This window comes from Stappia albiluteola, from assembly GCF_014050225.1.
GTDB classification, from domain to species: domain Bacteria; phylum Pseudomonadota; class Alphaproteobacteria; order Rhizobiales; family Stappiaceae; genus Hongsoonwoonella; species Hongsoonwoonella albiluteola.
This window is the reverse complement of the sequence record NZ_JACFXV010000067.1, coordinates 82808-101022: the sequence shown is the minus strand read 5'-3', so window position 1 is coordinate 101022 and position 18215 is coordinate 82808. Positions and strand designations below refer to the sequence as shown.

General features: G+C 64.0%; 17 protein-coding genes. 4 read left to right on the top strand and 13 right to left on the bottom strand.

The window, feature by feature from the left end; genetic code table 11:
* Window positions 1–15 precede the first annotated feature (15 nt).
* Entirely contained in the window at window positions 16–615 is a 600-nt protein-coding gene (locus H2509_RS19915; protein ID WP_182168223.1) for a TetR/AcrR family transcriptional regulator, read from the top strand.
* A 12-nt stretch (window positions 616–627) separates the two neighbouring features.
* Here the strand turns inward: H2509_RS19915 and paaE are convergent, their stop codons facing one another.
* The 8 genes from paaE to H2509_RS19875 all read right to left on the bottom strand — a co-directional run bounded on the left by paaE (window position 628) and on the right by H2509_RS19875 (window position 6952).
* The gene (paaE, locus tag H2509_RS19910) at window positions 628–1707 is read right to left on the bottom strand and encodes a 1,2-phenylacetyl-CoA epoxidase subunit PaaE (protein ID WP_182168222.1); all 1080 of its coding nucleotides are present in this window, start codon (window positions 1705–1707) and stop codon (window positions 628–630) included.
* Window positions 1708–1729: 22 nt separating this feature from the next.
* Complete coding sequence (gene paaD, locus H2509_RS19905; protein ID WP_182168221.1) at window positions 1730–2245, bottom strand: 1,2-phenylacetyl-CoA epoxidase subunit PaaD; 516 nt, start codon at window positions 2243–2245, stop codon at window positions 1730–1732.
* A gap of 5 nt (window positions 2246–2250) precedes the next feature.
* Window positions 2251–3003, bottom strand: a complete 753-nt coding sequence (gene paaC, locus H2509_RS19900) for a 1,2-phenylacetyl-CoA epoxidase subunit PaaC (RefSeq protein ID WP_182168220.1) — start codon at window positions 3001–3003, stop codon at window positions 2251–2253.
* A gap of 45 nt (window positions 3004–3048) precedes the next feature.
* On the bottom strand, window positions 3049–3336 hold the full coding sequence (gene paaB / locus H2509_RS19895) for a 1,2-phenylacetyl-CoA epoxidase subunit PaaB (RefSeq protein ID WP_182168219.1): 288 nt from the start codon (window positions 3334–3336) through the stop codon (window positions 3049–3051).
* A gap of 63 nt (window positions 3337–3399) precedes the next feature.
* Entirely contained in the window at window positions 3400–4395 is a 996-nt protein-coding gene (paaA, locus tag H2509_RS19890; RefSeq protein WP_182168218.1) for a 1,2-phenylacetyl-CoA epoxidase subunit PaaA, read from the bottom strand.
* A gap of 219 nt (window positions 4396–4614) precedes the next feature.
* The gene (locus H2509_RS19885; protein ID WP_182168217.1) at window positions 4615–5499 is read right to left on the bottom strand and encodes a PaaX family transcriptional regulator; all 885 of its coding nucleotides are present in this window, start codon (window positions 5497–5499) and stop codon (window positions 4615–4617) included.
* 29 nt (window positions 5500–5528) lie between these two features.
* Window positions 5529–6437, bottom strand: coding sequence for an allantoinase PuuE (gene puuE / locus H2509_RS19880; protein ID WP_182168216.1), 909 nt, complete (start codon window positions 6435–6437; stop codon window positions 5529–5531).
* A 110-nt stretch (window positions 6438–6547) separates the two neighbouring features.
* Complete coding sequence (locus H2509_RS19875) at window positions 6548–6952, bottom strand: hypothetical protein (RefSeq protein WP_182168215.1); 405 nt, start codon at window positions 6950–6952, stop codon at window positions 6548–6550.
* Between the two features lie 256 nt (window positions 6953–7208).
* Here H2509_RS19875 and H2509_RS19870 point away from each other — a divergent pair, with 256 nt between their 5' ends.
* The 3 genes from H2509_RS19870 to H2509_RS20820 are packed head-to-tail and all read left to right on the top strand — an operon-like array spanning window position 7209 to window position 12447.
* Window positions 7209–7760 carry a PadR family transcriptional regulator gene (locus H2509_RS19870; protein ID WP_182168214.1) on the top strand — a complete coding sequence of 184 codons (552 nt, stop codon included), beginning with the start codon at window positions 7209–7211 and terminating at the stop codon, window positions 7758–7760.
* A 29-nt stretch (window positions 7761–7789) separates the two neighbouring features.
* Window positions 7790–8893, top strand: a complete 1104-nt coding sequence (locus H2509_RS19865) for an efflux RND transporter periplasmic adaptor subunit (protein WP_182168213.1) — start codon at window positions 7790–7792, stop codon at window positions 8891–8893.
* Window positions 8890–12447 (top strand): efflux RND transporter permease subunit, encoded by a 3558-nt coding sequence (locus tag H2509_RS20820; protein WP_182168212.1) that lies wholly within the window; start codon window positions 8890–8892, stop codon window positions 12445–12447. Before H2509_RS19865 ends, H2509_RS20820 begins: the two co-directional genes overlap by 4 nt.
* 95 nt (window positions 12448–12542) lie before the next feature.
* Here the strand turns inward: H2509_RS20820 and pssA are convergent, their stop codons facing one another.
* The 5 genes from pssA to H2509_RS19835 all read right to left on the bottom strand — a co-directional run bounded on the left by pssA (window position 12543) and on the right by H2509_RS19835 (window position 18050).
* On the bottom strand, window positions 12543–13373 hold the full coding sequence (pssA, locus tag H2509_RS19855; protein ID WP_213085679.1) for a CDP-diacylglycerol--serine O-phosphatidyltransferase: 831 nt from the start codon (window positions 13371–13373) through the stop codon (window positions 12543–12545).
* A 21-nt stretch (window positions 13374–13394) separates the two neighbouring features.
* The gene (locus tag H2509_RS19850; protein ID WP_328805136.1) at window positions 13395–14249 is read right to left on the bottom strand and encodes a phosphatidylserine decarboxylase; all 855 of its coding nucleotides are present in this window, start codon (window positions 14247–14249) and stop codon (window positions 13395–13397) included.
* Complete coding sequence (locus H2509_RS19845; RefSeq protein WP_182168210.1) at window positions 14212–16131, bottom strand: ABCB family ABC transporter ATP-binding protein/permease; 1920 nt, start codon at window positions 16129–16131, stop codon at window positions 14212–14214. Before H2509_RS19845 ends, H2509_RS19850 begins: the two co-directional genes overlap by 38 nt.
* Window positions 16128–16517 carry an ArsR/SmtB family transcription factor gene (locus H2509_RS19840; protein ID WP_182168209.1) on the bottom strand — a complete coding sequence of 130 codons (390 nt, stop codon included), beginning with the start codon at window positions 16515–16517 and terminating at the stop codon, window positions 16128–16130. Before H2509_RS19840 ends, H2509_RS19845 begins: the two co-directional genes overlap by 4 nt.
* A gap of 102 nt (window positions 16518–16619) precedes the next feature.
* The gene (locus H2509_RS19835) at window positions 16620–18050 is read right to left on the bottom strand and encodes a LysM peptidoglycan-binding domain-containing protein (RefSeq protein WP_182168208.1); all 1431 of its coding nucleotides are present in this window, start codon (window positions 18048–18050) and stop codon (window positions 16620–16622) included.
* Window positions 18051–18215: the final 165 nt, after the last annotated feature.

Here is an 18215-nt window from a genome sequence, read left to right as displayed (position 1 = left end):
CGACAGGAGAGCACGATGGCGCGGCCGCGCGCGGAAGATTACGACGAGAAACGCAAGGCCATTCTGAAGACGTCGGCGGAGCTCTTCGCCGAACATGGCTTCGACCGTGCCTCGATGAGCCAGATCGCGCAGGGCTGCGGCGTCTCCAAGGCGCTGCTCTACCACTACTATACCAACAAGGATCAGCTTCTCTTCGACATCATCCGTGACCACCTAGACGAACTGATCCAGGGCGTGGAGCTGGCAGTCGACACTTCAAAGCCGGCCGAAGCGCTACTGCGCGATTATGTGGCCGCCCTGCTGGAGGCCTATCGCGACGCCAATGCGGAGCACAAGATCCAGATCAACGAGATGAAGCGCCTGCCCCCCGACCAGCAGGAAGAGCTGAAGGCGCGCGAACGCCACCTCGTGCGCCTCTTCGCCGATGCGATCGCAAAAGCGGTGCCGGAACTCGGCTCCGGCTCGCTGCTCCTGAAGCCGGTGACCATGAGCCTCTTTGGCATGGTCAACTGGCATTACCTCTGGTTTCGCGAAGGTGGCCCTGTCAGCCGCGACGACTATGCCGACATCGCAACGACGATCCTGCTCAACGGGGCAAGAAGTTTGGCAGGGTGATTGCGGACTCGCTCAAATCTCGTCGTAATCCAGCACCACCCGTTCGCTGACGGGCCGCGACTGGCAGGAAAGCACGAAGCCGGCTTCCAGTTCCCAAGGTTCGAGCGAGTAATTCACGGCCATATCCACCTCGCCCTCGACCACCTTTGCCCGGCAGGTGCAGCACATGCCGCCCTTGCAGGAGAACGGCGCCTCGACGCCCGCACGCGCCGCCGCGTCGATGATCGTCTCGCCCGCCGCGACCGGAACGGAATAGCGCGCGCCATCGATGACGAGTTCGGCCAGCGCCGCGTGATCGACATGGGCGCCCTTGTGAGCCGGCTTCGGCGCATGCGGCGCGGTGCCGTCGGCCGGGGTGAAGAATTCCTGGTGGACCTTCTCAACCGGAACGCCGAGCGTAGAAAGGCTCGTCCTTGCCATCTCGATCAACTCGCCCGGTCCGCAAAGAAAGAAGTGATCGACGTCGGCAGCCGGCACGATGCTGGTCAACAGCGTCCGCAGCTTCTCCGCGTCGAGCCGGCCCGAGAGCAGCGACACGTCCTGCGCCTCGCGCGACAGCACGTGATAGACGGCAAGCCTCGTCGGGTAGCGGTCCTTCAGATCCTCGAGCTCTCCCTTGAAGATGATCGATTGCGAGGTGCGGTTGCCGTAGAAGAGGAAGAATTGCGTCTCCGGCTCGCGCGCCATCACGGTGCGGATCATTGCAAGGATCGGCGTGATACCGGATCCGGCGGCAATCGCCACCAGCGTGCGCGGTCCGCCCTCGCCTGCCGGAACGGCGAAGCGGCCGGACGGGCTCATCACCTCGATCTCCGCGCCGGGCGCCAGGTTCTCGTTGGCGAAATTCGAGAACAGTCCGCCGTCGATCTTCTTGATCGCAACGCGCAGTTCGCCGTCGCCTTCTCCCGCGCAGATCGAATAGGAGCGCCGCACTTCGCTGCCTTGGATCAGGGTCTTCAACGTCAGGTACTGACCGGCGGAAAACCGGTAGTCTTCCCTCAATCCTTCAGGCACATCGAAGGAGACCGTCACGGCATCCTGCGTCTCGCGGCGGACATCCTTGATCTTCAGCGTGTGAAAGCGAGGCGACATTCGGTTCGATCCCCAACAGACCCTAGATGCATTTGAAATAGTCGAAAGGCTCCGCGCAGTCGCAGCAGCGCCAGAGCGCCTTGCAGGCGGTGGAGCCGAACTCGGAGACCTTTTCGGTGTTCTTCGAGCCGCAACGGGGGCAGGTCACCTCGTCGTCGCCGAACAGCGCGCGGCGCGAAGCCTTGCCGGCCGGCGGAGCGATGCCGTAGTCGCGCAGCTTTTCGCGCGCTTCCTCGGAGAGCCAGTCCGTCGTCCAGGCCGGCGAAAGCACCGTGTTGATGCGCACCTCTCCGAAGCCCGCCTTGGCAAGTTCCGTCTCGATATCCATGGTGAACACGCCCATCGCCGGGCAGCCGGTATAGGTCGGCGTGATGTCGACCTCGACCACACCGTCATCCGCGATACGCACGTCGCGCAACACGCCAAGATCCTCGATGGTCAGCACCGGCACTTCCGGATCGACCACCTTTGCCGCGACATCCCAGGCGATGCGGCGCAGACCCTCGACATTCTCGCGAAACTTGGCCGTTGCGGACATGGCGCTCACCACTTCAGGCCAGGATAGGCCCGCTGCATGTACTGCATCTCTGACAGCAGATGGCCGAAATGCTCGGTATGGATGCCGGAACGCCCGCCGGTCTGCGCGTAGCCTTCTTCCGGTATGGCAAGCGTCGCCTCGCTCAATACTCTGGCAACGGTTTCGCGCCATTCCGTGCGGATCGGCTCCGGATCGACGGCAATACCGTCCGCGATCAGTGTGGCGAGCGTATCGTCGACCTCGAAAAGCTCGCCCGTATAGATCCACAGCGCCTCGACGGCGTCCTGCATGCGCTCGTGGCTTTCCCCGGTGCCGTCGCCAAGGCGGATCACCCATTCGGCGGAGTGGCGCAGGTGATAGGCGGCTTCCTTCTCCGCCTTCGCGGCAATCGCCGCCAGCGTCTCGTCGCGCGACGCCTTCAGCCGCGTCCAGAAAGGCAGCATGAAGGCGGCAAAGAAGAACTCCCGGGCAATCGTCTCGGCGAAATCGCCGTTCGGCTGCTCGACCAGCAGGCAGTTGGAAAACTCCCGCTCATGCCTGAGAAAGCAAAGCTGGTCCTCGTCGCGGCCCTTGCCCTCGATCTCGCCTGCATAGGTGTAAAGCGCGCGCGCCTGCCCGATATAGTCGAGGCCGATATTGGCCAGACCGATATCCTCCTCAAGCGTCGGCGCGTGGCCGCACCACTCGCCAAGGCGCTGTCCGAGGATCGCCGCGTCGTCGGCAAGGCGCAAGACATAAGCGAAGAGCTGATCCTTCATCGGTCGTTTCCTGTCCTTCGGAATTGTCGGAAGCAACCCGCAGGTTCACATGTTGCCGACTTCGTCCGGGATCTCGTAGAAGGTCGGATGGCGGTAGATCTTCGTGCCCGTGGGCTCGAACATCATGCCCTTCTCGTCCGGATCGGAAGCCACGATGGCACTGGAGGGCACGACCCAGACGGATAGCCCCTCGCCGCGCCGCGTATAGACGTCGCGCGCCGCCTGAAGCGCCATTTCCGGGTCCGCCGCATGGACGGAGCCGACATGGCGATGCGCCATGCCGGTGCGCGAGCGGATGAAGACTTCCCAAAGCGGCGTTGCTTTCTCGCTCATTGGACGTTCCTCGAAATTCGGTTCAGCGCCTTGTTGCAGCGCCTTGATTTGACTCTGGTTCGCTCAGGCCGCGGCCGATTTCGCCGCACGACGCGCCGCGCGTTTCTCGGCATAGGCAAGTGCGGCTTCGCGCACCCATCCGCCTTCCGCATGCGCCTTGCGCCGCGCCTTCATGCGCTGCCTGTTGCAGGGGCCATCACCCTTGAGTACGCGGGCGAATTCCGACCAGTCGATCTCGCCATACTCCCAATGGCCGGTTTCCTCGTTGAGCTTCAGATCCTCGTCCGGGATCGTCAGGCCAAGAAAGTGCGCCTGGGGCACCGTCGCATCCACGAATTTCTGCCTGAGCTCGTCATTGGTGAAGCGCTTGATCTTCCATGCCATTGACTGGGCCGAATGCAGCGAGTCCTTGTCGGACGGGCCGAACATCATCAGCGACGGCCACCACCAGCGGTTCAGCGCGTCCTGCACCATCGCCTTCTGTTCCTCGGAGGAGCGGCACATGGTCAGCAGCAGTTCGTAGCCCTGGCGCTGGTGGAAGCTCTCTTCCTTGCAGATGCGGATCATCGCGCGCGAATAGGGGCCGAAGGAGCAGCGGCAGAGCGGGATCTGGTTCATGATCGCTGCCCCGTCGACGAGCCAGCCGATCGCGCCGATATCCGCCCAGGTCAGCGTCGGATAGTTGAAGATCGACGAGTATTTGGCCTTGCCCGACAGAAGCTGCTCGGTCAGTTCCTCGCGCGATACGCCGAGCGTTTCTGCGGCGGAATAAAGATAGAGGCCATGGCCCCCTTCGTCCTGCACCTTGGCAAGAAGGGCCGCCTTGCGCTTCAGCGTCGGCGCGCGCGTGATCCAGTTGCCTTCCGGCAGCATGCCGACGATCTCGGAATGGGCGTGCTGGGAAATCTGGCGGACCAGCGTCTTGCGGTAGGCCTCAGGCATCCAGTCGTTGGGCTCGATCTTTTCTTCCGCGTCGATGCGTCCCTGAAAGGCCGCCTCCCGCTCGGCATCCTCGACCGTCGACGCCGTATCGACCGTGTTGAGCGCCTGAGTGTACATCCGCGCCTCCCTCCTTCGCGCCGCCCCTGAATGATGGCGTGCTCCTCATCTGCCACAACGAACGACGCGGAGCATTGATTGGCCGCAAACGGCCGTCCACCGCCTGCCAGCCTGGAATAATTATAAGTGACAGTATTTATAATATGCAATGATTTTCCGTCACATATTAGAACGCAGCCTCGCCGCACCGGTTTCGCCTTGTCGAAAAGGATAGATTTTTCAGGAGGAAAAGCGCTTGTCGTAGTCACGATTGGGAGCGGGCAAGCGCCCTTTCCGGCTGGAAGCCGCCGATTTCAGCCAGGCATCGGACGGCGCAAGCAACCGCTTGTAAAGCGCGGCGCAAAGCGCTTCCGCCTCGTGTCCGCGCCAGTCCGCCGGGAGGAGCCGGGCCGGCAGGCGCGGATCGCGCAGCACGATGCGGCGATAGTCGTGAATGAGCAGGGTTCGGGCCACCATCGCTTCAAGCCCTTCCGGCGGGTCCGAACGCTCCAGAGCCTTCACCAGCGGCCGGTAGCGGTCCAGGAAGGCCTGATAGCGCACCGAAAGCGGGATCAGGTCGAAAGCCCGACCGACGAGATCGCCTTCGTCGCCGAGTTCCAGCTTGCCGAGCAGTACGGCCGCTCCCTGCCCTTCGAAGCCGGAAGGAAGCGGCGTGGAAGCGGCGCCGATCATCACATTCGGGGCGAACTGACCGAAACCGGATCGGGCGAGCCGCTCCTTTTGTCCGGCACGCACGTCGCCATCGACGAGCAGTACGAGCCGCCAGCCCTCCGCGTCCGTCTTTCGTCCGCTCTTGTAGATCCGTTCCGTGGCTTCGGCGAAGGTTGCGTGGCCGGTTTCCGACAGGCCGTAATAGCTCAAGCGGCCGATCTTGGCGCGCTCCAGCCAGCCGTCGCGGGCAAGCCGGGACATCGCAGCCCGCACGGCGCGCTCGTCGACACGCAAGGCCGCCATCAGTTCGGTGATGGTGCCCAGCCAGACTTCCCCGCCACGCGGCGCGATGGCGTCGCCATAGAATGTCGCAATCAGCGACCAGGCCCGGACGGGCGGCTTGGCATGGAGGCTGTCCACCAGCCTGTCGATCGCGCGAACGCAGTCCCCCATGCCCCCAAAACCCTTTCAGAATCCCTTTGTCAGCGCGCGTGGTGGGCGTGCCAGTGCCAGGCGATATCGATGCGCCTGGGCAGCCATACCTTTTCGTGCGAGGTGACGTAATCGAGAAAGCGCGCCAGGGCCGCGGCCCGTCCAGGCCGTCCCGCGAGGCGGCAATGCAGGCCCACCGACATCATCTTCGGGCTCCCGGCCTCGCCCTCCGCATAGAGCGTGTCGAAACTGTCCTTCAGGTAGGCGAAGAACTGATCGCCGGAATTGAAGCCCTGCGGCGTCGCGAAGCGCATGTCGTTGGCGTCGAGCGTATAGGGAATGACGAGATGCGGCCCGCTCGGGCCGTCGACCCAGTAGGGCAGATCGTCGGCATAGCTGTCGGAATCGTAGAGGAAGCCCCCCTCCTCCATCACAAGCGACCGGGTGAACTCCGACGACCGGCCCGTATACCAGCCGAGCGGACGGGAGCCCGTCACCTCCTCGTGGATGCGGATCGCCTCCTGCATGTGGCGGCGTTCCTCCTCCTTCGGGAAATCCTTGTACTCGATCCACTTCAGCCCGTGCGAGGCGATCTCCCAGTCCGCTTCCTTCATCGCCGCGACCGCTTCGGGATTGCGGGCAAGGGCCGTCGCCACGCCATAAACCGTGACCGGGATCGACCGGCCGGTGAAGGTACGCCACAACCGCCAGAAACCGGCACGCGAGCCGTATTCGTAGATCGACTCCATGTTCATGTGACGCTGGCGATGCCAGGGCTGCGCGCCGACGATTTCCGAAAGGAAGGCCTCCGAATGGCTGTCGCCATGGAGGATGTTGTTTTCGCCGCCCTCTTCGTAATTCACGACGAACTGCACGGCGACATTGGCCCCGCCCGGCCATTTCGGATCGGGAATATCGCGTCCGTAGCCGATCAGGTCACGGGGATAGGTCTCTGTCATGCTGCGAATCCTGCTGGAAGCAATGAGTTTCCATCATGGAACCCCAGCGGACGGCCTGTTGCAACGCCGTCCTGCCGAATTGCACGCAAGATAGAGTGTAGCAAAGGATATCAGCGGCGCGGGCGGGCCCTCGCAGGCGCAAGCGCCGGCTGCAATTCGAGCATCTGCGGCACTGCCGGCAGGCGAGATCCCCTGCCCCTGTCTTGGTCCTCGCCCTTCGGCATCGCCATGATCGCCGCTCCCATAGCAGCCGAACAGAAGGTAATCAGAAGACCGCAGAACAGCACGACGGCCGGCAGCACGGGATGTTCCGTATGCGCCATCAGCGTCCGCAGGCCCGCCGTGTCGAGGGCGAGCAGTCCCACGGTGACGATCAACGCCGCGAAGGCTCCGATCAGCCAGTTGATGGCCAGCAGGCGAAAGAGCGGCTCGCGGGCGAGATGCCGGATCGCCGCCGGGACGCCGGCTTCGGTCTTGTTCGAGATGGATGCGCTAGCCTTGTCTGGAGCGGCCATTCAAACCTCCTGCCCGCTTGCGGGATGCGCATGCAATGCAACATTCCCCTTACCGAAACTAATCTCGCAAATGCCCGGGTCAAGGTCGACGCGGCGCGATGGCGCAGCCGCATGAAAAAATTCCGTTACGTGAGAATTCTTGACAAGCCGTCGCTCGATATATAGATGCGTCATATATCGGTTCGATATATTGCAGGTTTCGAAAGCCTGAAACTTCTTGATCTTTCGAGCTAGCCACGAGGTTTGCGGAGCGGCCATGAGCGTCAAGACCCTTTGCCTGGCGATCCTGAATTGCGGTGACACCACCGGCTACGAGATCCGCAAGCATCTGACGGAGGGGGACTTCTGCTATTTCGAGGATGCGAGCTACGGCTCGATATACCCCACGCTCGCACGCCTGGAGACCGAAGGCCTCGTCACGGTGCGCGAAGAGCCGCAGCCGGGCAAGCCTGCCCGCAAGGTTTATTCCATCACCGACGCCGGCCGCGCCGCCTTTCGCGAGGCGCTTGCCGAACCGCCGGGACCCGATACGTTCCGCTCGCCTTTCCTGCTGGTTGCCATGTGGGCCGAACTTGCCGGCCCGGATGTCATCCGCCAGGCGCTCGATGAGCGTATCTGCAACCTGAAGGCCGAAATCGCCAAGCTCACCGCGATCCGCGACGCCACCAGCCATCCCGGCACCGGCTTCATCGTGGAATACGGGTTGAACTGCATGACCAACGACCTCGCCTTCCTGGAGCGGGAGGGCGAGCGGCTTATCCGGATCGCTTCCGGCGCGGATGCCGGGCTGCCGCAGGCCGCCGAGTGACGGCCCAATAATTCAGCGGAGCAATTTGAATGCGTATCAAGTTTTCTTACGTCCTTGCCATCGGCCTGACGGCTGCCGTCGCGCTGTGGATGGCCGAAGGCAAGGTGATCGTAGCCGGCCGCGCCGATGCGGAGGGCGCAACGCCGCCCCCGGCCGAGCGCGCGCCCGAAGCGGCGCAGAAGCCCTTCGCCGTCAGGGTGAAGCTTGTCGAGGCGCAGACACGCCGCGCCGTCCTGGAGATCCGCGGCCGGACCGAAGCCGAAGCCAGGGTCGTGGTGCGCGCGGAAACGGACGCGCGGATCGTCGAGCGCCCCGTGACCGAAGGCGCGCTTGTCGAACCCGGCGCCGTGCTTTGCGTCCTCGACCGGGGCGTGCGCGAGGCCCAGGTTCTGGAGGCGAAGGCACTTCTCGCGCAGGCGGAACTGGATTTCCAGGCGTCCTCGAGCCTCAACACCAAGGGCTTCGCCGCCGAGACCCGCGTCGCCGCGCTGAAGGCGCAGCGCGATGCCGCCAAGGCGCGCCTCAGCGAGGCGGAGCTGGAGCTTGAGCGCACGGTCATCAAGGCGCCCGTCGCCGGCCGCGTCGAAAGCCCGATGGCGGAGGTCGGCACCACGCTCGACAAGGGCGACGCCTGCGCCACCATCGTCGACACCAACCCGATGCTGGCGATCGGCCAGGTATCGGAGCGCGACATCGCCAAGACCTCGCTCGGGCAGCCGGCCAGGGTGGAACTGGTGACCGGTACGACCGCCGAAGGCAAGGTGCGCTACATCGCCCCTTCCGCCGACGCCGACACCCGCACCTTCCGCATCGAAGTCGAACTGCCCAATGCCGACGGCAAGCTGCTGGACGGCACCACCGCCCTCACCCGGCTGCCGCTGAACGAAGGCCATGCGCACAAGATCAGCCCGGCAGCGCTGACGCTCAACGACGAAGGCCGCGTCGGCCTGCGGCTCGTCGACGACGAGAACCGCGTCGCTTTCGCACCCGTCACCGTGCTTGGCGGCGAGACCGACGGCGTGTGGGTGGACGGCCTGCCGGACAAGGCCCGCGTCATTGTCGTCGGCCAGGACTACGTCAGTGAAGGCGAAACCGTCGAACCTGTGCTCGATACCGCTGAGGTCGCCCAATGATAGCCATGCTCGAAGGCATCCTTCGACGGCCGAAAACGGTCTTCGTGTTGATGGTGGCGCTCGTCGTCGCCGGCGTCGCCACCTACATCGCGATCCCGAAGGAAGACAGCCCCGATATCGACGTGCCGGTTTTCTACGTATCGATCGCCCAGCAGGGTGTGTCGCCGGAAGATGCCGAGCGCCTGCTCGTACGGCCGATGGAGACCACCCTGCGCGGTCTGGACGGGCTGAAGGAGATCACGGCGATCGCCTCGGAAGGCCATGCCGGCATCATTCTGGAATTCGACATCTCCTTCGACAAGGACGAAGCCCTTGCCGACGTGCGCGACAAGGTCGACCAGGCGAAGAGCGAGTTGCCCGAGGAGGCCGAGGAACCGGTCATCCAGGAGACCAACTTCGCCCTGCTGCCGACGATCACGGTAGCCCTGTCCGGCGACGTTCCCGAACGCACGCTCTACCGTCATGCCCGGCGGCTGAAGGATTCAATCGAGTCGATCGACACCGTGCGCTCCGCCGATCTGTCCGGCCACCGGGAAGAGCTGCTGGAAGTCCTCATCGACACGCTGAAGCTCGAATCCTACGCAATCACCCAGCAGGAACTGCTCGATTCCCTGACACGCAATAACCAGCTTGTGCCCGCCGGTTTCATCGACGGCGGCCACGGACGTTTCAACGTCAAGGTGCCGGGCCTCGTCGAAAATGCCGAGGACGTCTATTCGCTGCCGATCAAGCAAAGCGGCGAGGGCGTCGTCACGCTCACCGATGTCGCGGAAATCCGCCGCACCTTCAAGGATCCGACCGGCTTCACCCGCGTCAACGGCAAGCCGGCGATCGCGCTCAAGGTGACCAAGCGCATCGGCACCAACATCATCGAGAACAACGAGGCCGTGCGCGCCGTCGTCGCCGATGCCACGAAGGACTGGCCGGAGACGATCAAGGTCGACTTCATGATCGACATGTCGAGCAACATCAACGAGACGCTCGGCTCGCTGCAATCGTCGATCCTGTCGGCGATCTTCCTTGTCATGGTGCTGGTGATCGCCGCCCTCGGCCTGAAATCCGCCTTGCTGGTCGGACTTGCGATCCCGACCTCCTTCATGATCGGCTTCCTGCTGCTCGGCGGGCTCGGCATGACGGTCAACATCATGGTGATGTTCGGCCTGGTGCTCACCGTCGGCATGCTGGTCGACGGCGCTATCGTCGTCGTGGAATATGCCGACCGCAAGATCCATGAAGGCATGGAACAGCGCGAGGCCTATATCCGCGCCGCCAAGCTGATGTTCTGGCCGATCGTCTCCTCCACGGCGACGACGCTCGCCGCCTTCCTGCCCATGCTCCTGTGGCCGGGCGTGGCGGGCGAGTTCATGAGCTACCTGCCGATCATGGTCATCATCGTGCTGTCGGCCTCTCTGGTCACCGCGATGGTGTTCCTGCCGGTTACCGGTGCCATTTTCGCCTCCATCTCGTCCTGGACCGGCCGCCACGCGGCCGGCCTCCTGGCGCTGCTCTTCGCAACGCTTGCGGCCACGATCGTCATGAAGGCGCCGCCGCTTGCGGCCGCCCTCACCCCGCTCATTGGCGCCGACAACCTGGCTGGCGCGCTCTCGGCCCTTGCCGCGTTTGCATTTGCCGCAACCGCCATTCTCTCCTTCCTTGCGCTCAGGCCGATCGTCCGCCGCTCCAGGCAGGCGGCGGCAAGGCGCGCGGAAGAGGATCAGGCCCAGGCGCGCCTGCTTTCTGGCGCTGAAGCCTTCGACGCCCGCAAGATCAGGGGCGCCACCGGCCTCTACGTGCGGTTGCTCAAGCTTCTCGCCGGCAACGTGGTTGGCAACCTCGTCGTCATCGTCGGTGTGATCGCTATTTGCGGCACGATTTTCATTGCCTATGGCTCCAACAATGCCGGCGTCGAGTTCTTCGTCGACGAGGAACCGGACCAGGCGGTGGTGCTCGTCTCCGGCCGCGGCAATCTTTCCTCGCGGGAGGCATTGGCGCTTGTCGGCGAAGTCGAGCACGAGGTGCTGCGCGTCAAGGGCGTTGAGAATGTCGTCACCGCCGCCTTTTCGCCGGGTGGCGGCGGCGGTCCCGACTTCATCGGCGGCGTCCAGGACAAGCCTGCCGACGTGATCGGCGAGTTGCAGATCGAGCTTGCCGACTATTGCTGCCGGCGCAAGGCGACCGCGATTTTCCAGGAGATCCGCGACCGCACGGCCAACCTTGCCGGCATCAAGGTGGAGGTTCGCAAGATCGAGGGCGGCCCGCCTTCGGGCAAGGACCTGCAGCTTGAGGTCAAGTCTACCGACTACGGCACGCTGGTCGCGACGGTTGCCGATATCCGCGCCCATCTCAATGGCGACGATACGCTGATCGACGTGGAGGACGACCGTCCCCTGCCCGGCATCGAATGGCAGATCGGCATCGACCGCGAGCAGGCCGGGCGCTACCAGGCAGGCATCGCCTCGGTCGGCTCCATGGTGCAGCTCGTCACCAACGGCGTGCTGATCGGCAAATACCGGCCGACGGATTCCGACGACGAGGTGGACATCCGTGTCCGACTGCCGGAAGGCGAGCGCACGCTCGACCGCTTCGACCAGTTGCGCCTGCAGACGCCGCTCGGACTGGTGCCGCTCGCCAATTTCGTCGAGCGCACGCCGCAACCCAAGGTCTCTTCCATCACCCGACGCGACGGCCTCTATTCCATGATGCTGAAGGCCAATGTAAAGCCGGACAGCGGATTGCTGGCCGACGACAAGGTGACGGAACTGGACGTCTGGCTGAAGGAGCGCAGTTGGCCTTCCAACATCCTCTTCAAGTTCCGCGGCGCCGACGAGGATCAGAAGGAGTCGGGCGAGTTCCTGATGAAGGCGATGATCGCATCGCTCTTCCTGATGTTCATCATTCTGCTGACGCAGTTCAACTCGTTCTACCAGACCTTCCTGACGCTCTCGACGGTGGTGATGTCGGTCATGGGCGTGCTGCTCGGCATGATGATCACGGGCCAGAAATTCTCCATCATCATGACGGGTACCGGCATCGTCGCGCTCGCGGGCATCGTGGTGAACAACTCGATCGTGCTGATCGACACCTACAATCGCTTCCGCGAGGACGGCATCGAGCCGCTCGATGCAGCGCTGAAGACATCGGCGCAGCGCATCCGTCCGATCATGCTGACGACGGTCACCACGATTGCCGGCCTCATCCCGATGGCGACGCAGGTCAATTTCGACTTCTTCGGCCGCGTCATCTCGGTCGGCTCGATCACGGCCATCTGGTGGATCCAGCTCTCCACGGCCGTCATTGCAGGCCTCGCCTTCTCGACGCTGCTGACACTCGTCGTCATCCCGACGATGCTTGCGCTTCCCAGCGTGTGGTCGTCGACGGCATCGCGTCTGGCACGGCCGTTCGTGGCGAGGTTCTCGAAGTCCGGGGAAGCGATTGCCGAACCTGCCGCATCGGCTGCGGAAGCCCCTGCGTCCGGAGAGGTGGTTGCCCTGCCAAAGAAGTCTGCCGTTAAGGTCGACGGCGACAAACGCCCGCTGCCCGAGGCGGCGGAGTAGACGAAAGCACGGCGGGGCCTGTTAGCGACCCCGCCGTTCAGGCTCACGCACCCGTCAGCGCAGCATGGATCGCGGCAATCCGCAGGGTAGGTGTACTAACTCTCGCCCGCCTGCGCGCCTGCCGCATCGCCTTTCAGATAGCGCTGATAGCTTCTCCAGGCGAAAATGATCGAGACGAGATAGGCGATGCTGCCCACCATCAGCACCTCGAACGGATAGCTGACGAGCAGGGCCACGAAGAGCACCGCCAGCACGAAGAGCGGCAGCACGAGATCGCGGCGAATGCGGGTGCCGAGCTTCTTGCCGGAAAAGGTCGGCAGCCGGCTGACCATCAGCAGGCCGACCACCACGACGTATACCGCGACCACCGGCGCGAATTCTTCCCAATGCGGCAGGACCCCGACGAACTCCATGTAGACCGGCAACAGAGCGGTCAGCGCCCCCGCGGGCGCCGGCACCCCGGTGAAGAAGTTCACCGACCAGGCGGGCTTGTCCGGATCGTCGATCGATACGTTGAAGCGGGCCAGCCGGAGGGCCGCCGAGATCGAGAAGACCAGCGCGGCGATCCAGCCCAGCGAGCGCACCTCGTGCAGCAGCCAGGAATAGAGAATCAGCGCCGGCGCCACGCCGAAATTGACGAAGTCGGCGAGCGAATCCAGTTCCGCGCCGAATTTCGACGTCCCCTTCAGGAGCCGCGCAAGACGCCCGTCCATTGCATCCAGGAAAGCGGCGAGCACGATGGCGCCGATCGCCATTTCCCAGCGTGCTTCCAGCGCCATGCGGATTGCGGTCAGGCCGGCGCACAGTGCCAGCAGTGTGACGAGATTCGGCAGTACGAGCCGCAAAGGCACCCGGCGAAAGCGCGGTGCTCTTCCCTTACGCCGTGTCGTCGGGCCGGGATCGTAAGGCGCAAAGGGAGCGGACAAGGTCTTCTACCTTTCGGTTCTTCAGCCGACCCGGGTCACGGGCGCCGCCGTCTGGTCACCCCTGAGATCGGCGATGATGCTTTCGCCGGCGATCATCGTCTGGCCCACGGCCACTCGCGGCACGATGCCTTCCGGCAGGTAGACGTCGAGGCGCGAACCGAAGCGGATCAGGCCGAACCGCTCGCCCATGCCGACATTCTCGCCCTCGCGCACGAAACAGACGATACGCCGCGCCACGAGGCCGGCAATCTGCACCACGCCGATCTTCACGTCGCCGTTTTCGATGACAAGACCGTTGCGTTCGTTGTCCTCGCTCGCCTTGTCGAGATCGGCATTGAGGAACTTGCCGGCCTTGTAGGCGACGCGGACCACGCGGCCGCCGATCGGCGCACGGTTCACATGGCAATTGAACACGTTCATGAAGACGCAGACACGCATCATCGGCTCGTCGCCAAGGGCAAGCTCGACGGGCGGGCGCGCCATGCCGACCTGGGAAACCGTCCCGTCGGCCGGCGAAATCACGAGCCCCTCGACCACGGGCGTCACGCGCGCCGGATCGCGGAAGAAGTAGCAGACCCAACCGGTCAGGAAGAGGCCTATCCAGAACAGCGGATCGAAGAACCAGCCAAGGATGAGCGTCGCCGCGCCGGCGATGGCGATGAACGGCCACCCCTCGCGATGGATCGGGACGAGGGTCTTCGAGATCGTATCGGCAAGCGACATGGGAGCCTTTCGGTCATTCGTGCAACAGGGCCTGCCTGATGGTCCGGCAGGCGCCCCATTTGCACCAGAGCCACGCGCAAAATCAATCCTTTCGGCTAAATTGCGCGGATGCGTCCTACTGTGCCGGCTCCACCTCCCCGGCGCGCGGGCCACGCATCACATAGCCCTCCTCGTCGGCGGTCGCGGCGCGCAGCCTCTCTTCGGCCTCGCTCGCCTCCTGCTGACGGGCCCACATCGAGGCGTAGAGGCCGTCCATCGCCAGCAGTTCGGCATGGGTGCCGCGCTCGACGATGCGGCCCTTTTCCAGCACCAGGATGATGCGCGCATTGACCACCGTGGAAAGTCGGTGCGCGATCACCAGCGTCGTGCGGTTCCGCGACACCTGATCGAGCGCCGACTGGATCTCGCGCTCGGTATGGGTGTCGAGCGCCGACGTCGCCTCGTCGAGGATGAGGATCGGCGGCGCCTTCAAAATAGTACGCGCGATGGCGACACGCTGCTTTTCACCGCCGGAGAGCTTCAGGCCCCGCTCGCCGACTTCGGTGTCGAAGCCCTTCGGCAATGACGCGATGAAATCGCCGATCTGAGCCATGCGGGCTGCTTCCCGCACTTCCTCGTCACTCGCGTCAGGGCGGCCGTAACGGATGTTGTAGGCGATCGTCTCGTTGAACAGCACCGTGTCCTGCGGCACCATGCCGATCGCCGCGCGCACGCTTGCCTGCGTGACATCGCGCAGATCCTGTCCGTCGATCGTCACCCGGCCGCTGGTCGCATCGTAGAAGCGGAAAAGCAGGCGCGAGATGGTGGACTTGCCCGCCCCGGACGGGCCGACGATGGCAACCGTCGCGCCCGCCGGCACCTCGAAGCTGATGCCCCGCAGGATCGGTCGATCATGGTCGTAGTGGAAGGCAACGTCCTCGAAACGGATGACGCCCGTCTTCACAGCCAGATCCGGCGCGCCGGGCTTGTCGGTAATTTCGGCCGGCACGGCAAGAAGCGTGAACATCGCCTCGATGTCGGCGAGGCCCTGGCGAATCTCGCGATACAGGAAACCGATGAAATTCAGCGGGATCGCGAGCTGGATCAGCAGCGCATTGATCATCACGAAATCGCCGATGGTCTGCGTGCCGGCGATCACCGCGCGGGCCGAAAGGATCATGCAGATGGCGGTGCCGATGCCGAGGATGAAGGACTGGCCGAAATTCAGCCAGGCCAGCGAGGTCCAGGTCTTCGTCGCCGCCCGCTCGTAACCGGCCATCGACTTGTCGAACCTGCTTACTTCCAAGCGCTCGTTGCCGAAATACTTGACCGTCTCGAAATTGAGCAGGCTGTCCACCGCCTTGGAATTGGCTTCCGTGTCGCTTTCGTTCATCTCGCGGCGGATGCCGATGCGCCAGTTCGACGTCTTCACCGTGAACCAGACATAGGCGACGATCATCACGGCCACGACGACGACGTAGCCGAATCCGAACTGATACCAGATCACGCCCGCCATGATGGCGAACTCAAAGATCGTCGGGACGCCGTTGAGGATCGTGAAGCGGACGATATTCTCAATACCCTTCACGCCGCGCTCGATCACCCGCGAAAGACCGCCCGTGCGCCGCATCAGGTGAAAGCGCAACGACAATGCATGCAGATGCTGGAACGTGATCAATGCGAGCTGGCGCACCGCATGCTGGCCGACGCGCGCAAACAGCGCGTCACGGAGCTGGTTCAGGCCGACGAATGTCACCCGCGCGGCATTATAGGCGACGACCAGCATGACGGGTGCGGCCAGAAATGCCGGGACGATCGCGTCCGGCCCGCCGCTCAGCGCGTCGGTCGCCCACTTGAAGAAATAGGGCGAGAAGACCGTGACGACCTTGGCGACGACCAGGGCGGCGATTGCAAGCAGCACCCTGCCCTTCAGGTCGGGGCGGTCGGACGGCCAGATATAGGGCCAGAGATTTTGCAGCGTCCTCAGCGTGTCGCCCTCTTCCGCCGATACCGTCGGCGAAAGCGGAGCCGGGATGCCCGAGCGGCGGCTGGTCATGAAACGTCCTTGAGAATGCTGTTATCGTGGACCGGCAGGAGTTCCGACACGCTGGTTGGGGAGGGCCGAAGCTTATCCAGGAAACCGGCGACGCTTGCCCCGAATGCCGCAATCGCCTTTCGGTCGATCGAGTAGTGGCAGCAGCGGCCCACCACTTCACAGCGGACGAGACCGGCGGATTTCAGTACCGCCAGGTGCTGCGAAACCGTCGATTGGGCCAGCGGGAGCGAATTGACGATCTTGCCGCAGCAAGCGTCGTCCCCGGCAGCGAGCGCGCGCAGGATTTCCAGACGTACCGGATGGCCGAGCGCCTTGAACAGGGAGGCCAGGTCGCAATGATGCTCGCAAGCTGCGTCGTCGACGCCTGGCGGAGTTTGTCGGGGCATTCATCGTAATTAACCGATGGATTTCCGCACCGCAAGGCCGGCCTGGAATTTTCGCAGCGTAAGATTCTTCGCTTTTGAAACTGCGCCGCTCCAGAAGCCGTTCTAGTTGGCGGTTTTCTCCCAGTTCTCGTCGCGGATCGGCAGCACGAAGACCTGGCCCGGATAGATCAGGTCGGGATTGCGGATCTGGCCCTGGTTCGCCTGGTAGATCGTCGTATAGCGGATGCCGTGACCGTAGAGACGGCGGGAAATCGTCCACAGATTGTCGCCGCGGCGGATGATGACGTTCGGAATGGCTGCGTCCTCGGCTTCCGCAGTCGCACCCTGCGTGCCGGAGCCGGTGGCCGTCACCGAAACGGGGCGAAGCTGAACGGCTTCCGCCACCTTCTCGAAGGTCACTTCGGCCCGGCCGGCTACCTTGCCTTCTTCACCCTCGACCTGGTCGGCGCGCACATTCACGCTGCCCGGCTCGATGGCCTTGTTCGTTTCCAGCAGCCAGCGCCCCTTGTCGTCGCTCTTCGTCTTGCCGATCAGTTCGTTGTCGACATAGACGCGCACTTCCTTGTTGGCTTCGCTTGCACCGGCAACGAAGACCTTGTCCTTTTCCGTCTCCACCGCATCCACCGTGATGGAGGCCGCATCGGCCGCCTCCCCGGCAGGTGTGGTGTCAGTCGCCGTCGTCTCCGGCGCTTGAGCAGGAGCGGGTTCTGCCGTGGCTGGAGCCGAGGCAACCTTCTGCTCTTCCGTCTTCACGGGTTCAACCGGCTCTGCCGCCACCGGCGCGGATGGATCGGCGGCGGGGGTTTCCGCGACCGGCTGAGGAGCGGGTTGCGAGGTCGCCGGCGCCGGGGTCGGGGCTTCAGGTTCGGACGGCCTCTGCGGCTCCGCCGCGGCAACCACGGTTTCCTCGGGCTTCGGCTCGGCAGGCGCCGCGGTGGCGACTTCCTCCGGCTTCTGCAGCACTTCAGTCGCCTCGCCCGGCTTGTTCAGCACGACGAGAACCTCGCCCTGCCCGCTTTCCGGCACCGAAACCGCTATGCTTTCATTGGAGATGACGGGTTCGGCGTCACCGACCTTGGCTTCGATCGTCACGTCGTGGGTACCGGGCGCCAGCGGCTTTTCCAGCACGATGGCGAATTCGCCCGATTCGTTCGCGATGCCCTTTCCGACCACTTCGCCATTGGCAAGCAGAGCGATGATTGCGCCGGCTTCCGAGCGACCGGCAACGACGGCGTCGCCCGTCGGCTCCACGCGGAAGATATCGAAGGTTGGCTGGATGCGGTCAGCAGCCGTGTTCGTATCCGTGGACTTCTCCGCCACGGTCGTCTGGGAAGGGGCGGACTGCTCCGGCTGGTTCACCTCGGGCGCAGGCTGTTGATCAGGCCCGGACTTCGGTTCGACCTGCGCTGTCGACGGAGCGGCATCACCTGGCGCTTTCGCTTCTTGCGAGCGCTCGTAGAAGGCTAACGCCAGCACGATCAGACCAACCACCGCAGCGGCGCCGACCAGCCTTCCCAAACCCTTCTTCGTCATTCCAGCCCAACTCCTTCGTCCGGCGCTTCGCGGCGTTGCGCTCAAAGCCTGTTGCCGGACCACCCGCCTGCCCCGACCGTCCGCCCGTGAATATCACGGAATCCCTCAGGCGGCGGTCTTGTTTTGTCCGCGCATGGTTATACCGGAATGCGCATTGCGGCAAGC

Coding starts and splice junctions, on each gene's coding strand:
- H2509_RS19840 (WP_182168209.1), bottom strand. CDS start 16,517: ATGCCCCGACAAACTCCGCCAGGCGTCGACGACGCAGCTTGCGAGCAT.
- puuE (WP_182168216.1), bottom strand. CDS start 6,437: ATGACAGAGACCTATCCCCGTGACCTGATCGGCTACGGACGCGATATT.
- H2509_RS19870 (WP_182168214.1), top strand. CDS start 7,209: ATGAGCGTCAAGACCCTTTGCCTGGCGATCCTGAATTGCGGTGACACC.
- paaE (WP_182168222.1), bottom strand. CDS start 1,707: ATGTCGCCTCGCTTTCACACGCTGAAGATCAAGGATGTCCGCCGCGAG.
- paaC (WP_182168220.1), bottom strand. CDS start 3,003: ATGAAGGATCAGCTCTTCGCTTATGTCTTGCGCCTTGCCGACGACGCG.
- paaB (WP_182168219.1), bottom strand. CDS start 3,336: ATGAGCGAGAAAGCAACGCCGCTTTGGGAAGTCTTCATCCGCTCGCGC.
- H2509_RS19915 (WP_182168223.1), top strand. CDS start 16: ATGGCGCGGCCGCGCGCGGAAGATTACGACGAGAAACGCAAGGCCATT.
- H2509_RS19835 (WP_182168208.1), bottom strand. CDS start 18,050: ATGACGAAGAAGGGTTTGGGAAGGCTGGTCGGCGCCGCTGCGGTGGTT.
- H2509_RS19865 (WP_182168213.1), top strand. CDS start 7,790: ATGCGTATCAAGTTTTCTTACGTCCTTGCCATCGGCCTGACGGCTGCC.
- H2509_RS19885 (WP_182168217.1), bottom strand. CDS start 5,499: ATGGGGGACTGCGTTCGCGCGATCGACAGGCTGGTGGACAGCCTCCAT.
- H2509_RS19875 (WP_182168215.1), bottom strand. CDS start 6,952: ATGGCCGCTCCAGACAAGGCTAGCGCATCCATCTCGAACAAGACCGAA.
- H2509_RS20820 (WP_182168212.1), top strand. CDS start 8,890: ATGATAGCCATGCTCGAAGGCATCCTTCGACGGCCGAAAACGGTCTTC.
- H2509_RS19845 (WP_182168210.1), bottom strand. CDS start 16,131: ATGACCAGCCGCCGCTCGGGCATCCCGGCTCCGCTTTCGCCGACGGTA.
- paaD (WP_182168221.1), bottom strand. CDS start 2,245: ATGTCCGCAACGGCCAAGTTTCGCGAGAATGTCGAGGGTCTGCGCCGC.
- paaA (WP_182168218.1), bottom strand. CDS start 4,395: ATGTACACTCAGGCGCTCAACACGGTCGATACGGCGTCGACGGTCGAG.